This window comes from Robiginitalea sp., assembly GCF_049588695.1.
Taxonomy (GTDB): Bacteria; Bacteroidota; Bacteroidia; order Flavobacteriales; family Flavobacteriaceae; genus Robiginitalea.
In genome coordinates this window covers 1-2,211 of record NZ_JBAVZJ010000143.1, presented here as the reverse complement: position 1 = coordinate 2,211, position 2,211 = coordinate 1, and the positions used below count along the sequence as shown (strand labels likewise).

3 protein-coding genes are annotated in these 2,211 nt (G+C 47.3%); all 3 read left to right on the top strand.

From position 1 onward, the window contains the following. Nucleotides 1–813: ATP synthase F1 subunit gamma (gene atpG / locus WBV75_RS03300; RefSeq protein WP_424119233.1), on the top strand; the 813-nt coding region annotated here is incomplete at its 5' end. A 158-nt stretch (nucleotides 814–971) separates the two neighbouring features. Beyond that, entirely contained in the window at nucleotides 972–1,487 is a 516-nt protein-coding gene (locus WBV75_RS03295) for a hypothetical protein (RefSeq protein WP_424119232.1), read from the top strand. A gap of 55 nt (nucleotides 1,488–1,542) precedes the next feature. Beyond that, a partial coding sequence (locus WBV75_RS03290; protein ID WP_424119231.1) for a lipopolysaccharide biosynthesis protein occupies nucleotides 1,543–2,211 on the top strand: 669 nt, incomplete at its 3' end.

Below are 2,211 nucleotides of genomic sequence, written 5' to 3'. Positions count from 1 at the left end.
CAGATTACCAGTGCCATGAAAATGGTATCTGCTGCCAAGTTGAAGAAAGCTCAGGATGCGATTACGGCCATGCGCCCCTATTCGGATAAGTTATCGGAATTACTTCGGGACCTCAGCGCTAATCTCGATGGGGATACTGCCAGCACGTATGCCGATGTTCGGAAGGTTGAAAAAGTTCTGATCGTCTCTGTAAGCTCCAACCGGGGATTATGTGGGGCGTTTAACTCGAATATCGTTAAACAGAGTGTTTCCCTTTTGCAGGGAGAATATGGAAACAAACAGGTAGATTTTGTCACTATAGGGAAGAAGGCAGACGATTTACTCAGTAAACGGCATACTGTTATTTCCAATCACAACGAAGTATTCGACAATCTCACTTTTGATGAGGTGGCCCCTATAGCGGAAAACCTGATGGCGCATTTTACGGAAGGTCGTTACGATCGGATTTTACTCGTTTACAACCGCTTTAAGAATGCGGCCACCCAACTCGTGATCACGGAGCAATTCCTTCCGATAGAAGCGACTCAGGAAGCTTCCCAACAGCAGGGTACGGCGGATTATATCTTTGAACCCTCTGAAGCGGAAATTGTGGAGCAACTCATCCCTAAATCCCTGAAGACGCAATTATTTAAGGCGATACGGGATTCATACGCGGGGGAGCACGGAGCGCGGATGACCGCCATGCACAAAGCCACTGATAACGCCGGAGAATTAAAAGACCAGCTTACCCTTACTTATAACAAGGCACGGCAAGCCGCTATTACCAATGAGATCCTTGAGATTGTTGGGGGTGCTGAAGCCCTTAACAACTAGATCCTCCTGGTTGATATACAAAACCCCGGCCCAGGCCGGGGTTTTTTTGTTGTGCATTCGGAGTTTTGGGCCGTCCCTTCGGTAATAAAGGGGCATTTTCTGGTTTTGGCATCAATTTTGGAAAGGTATCTTTACAAATGCTGAGCAATTTTTGATTTATGAGAACCTCTTTCTACTTTGGACTATTACTTTCATTTATGGGCCTGATGAGCTGTAGTTCACAACCAAAAATACAAACAGAAGCCCCGTTTACGGTCGAGCGACCCACGGTGGAGTATTGGGTAGGTGGAAGGGAGGAAAGTGGGACCCAAATGCGGTTTGAGGCTCGTTGGAATCCCATAAATCCCTCGGCGATCACCCTGGATTCAATTTTTTTCAGGGGAAGGGTGATGAAGGCAGAATCTCAGGAAACCGAGACGGGTTTCACAATAATGGCCACATTTATTGAAAGCAAGCCAGAATCCGATATGATTATGCACGCGGATGGGCGCCGGGAGGTCGGGAATCAACCCCCAAAACCCTTATCTCCGGGTAAAGCTTTTCCTTTTGACCTGGGTACGGACGAAGCCGTGATATCCTATTTCGAGGGGAAGGCTTCAGAAAAGCGGTATTACAAGATAAGTGGTGTCGTTGAGAAACAGGGTCGGATTTCCCCCGGAAGGACAAAGAACTAACTTTGCAGGCTATTTCTAAATGCCTAATTTAGATAAAGATCTAACGCCCTCCTAGTTGAAGCTTTTCAGGAAACTCTTCAAGCAGACATTCATTTATGGCCTTGCCACGGTGCTGCCCAGGATGCTCTCCTTTCTGTTGCTTCCCCTGTATTCTGCGGTGATGCCACCGGAACTCTACGGTGAGGTTTCCCTGGTTTTTGTTTGGTTTGCCATTTTCAACGTCCTCCTGGCCTACGGGATGGAAACCGCCTTTTTTCGCTTTTACTCGCGAGAACCGGACAAAGAGCGGGTACATGCCACCTCACTTATTTCTATAGGAGCCTCCACTTTATTGTTTCTGATAATTTTTCTGCTGTTTTGGGAGCCCCTCTCCGGCCTCTTGAATATCGATCCGAGGTATATGAGGTACTTTATAGGCATCCTGTGCCTGGACGCCCTGGTGATCATTCCCTTCGCCCGCCTAAGAGCTACTGAGCAACCTGCGGTCTATGCAATAGTCAAAATTGCAAACATCTGTGTAAACCTGGGGTTTAACCTGTTCTTTTTACTCCTGCTCCCAAAATTGGCTGCAGGTGGGTCGGGAGGCGTTTGGGAAGCCTTATATCGTCCTGATTTTGAAGTGAATTACATCCTGATTTCCAATCTGATCGCCAGTGGGATCACCCTGTTGATTTTAAGCGGTAATTACTTTAAGATGCGCTTTGAGTTTGACAGGGCCCTTTTC

Coding starts and splice junctions, on each gene's coding strand:
- WBV75_RS03295 (WP_424119232.1), top strand. CDS start 972: ATGAGAACCTCTTTCTACTTTGGACTATTACTTTCATTTATGGGCCTG.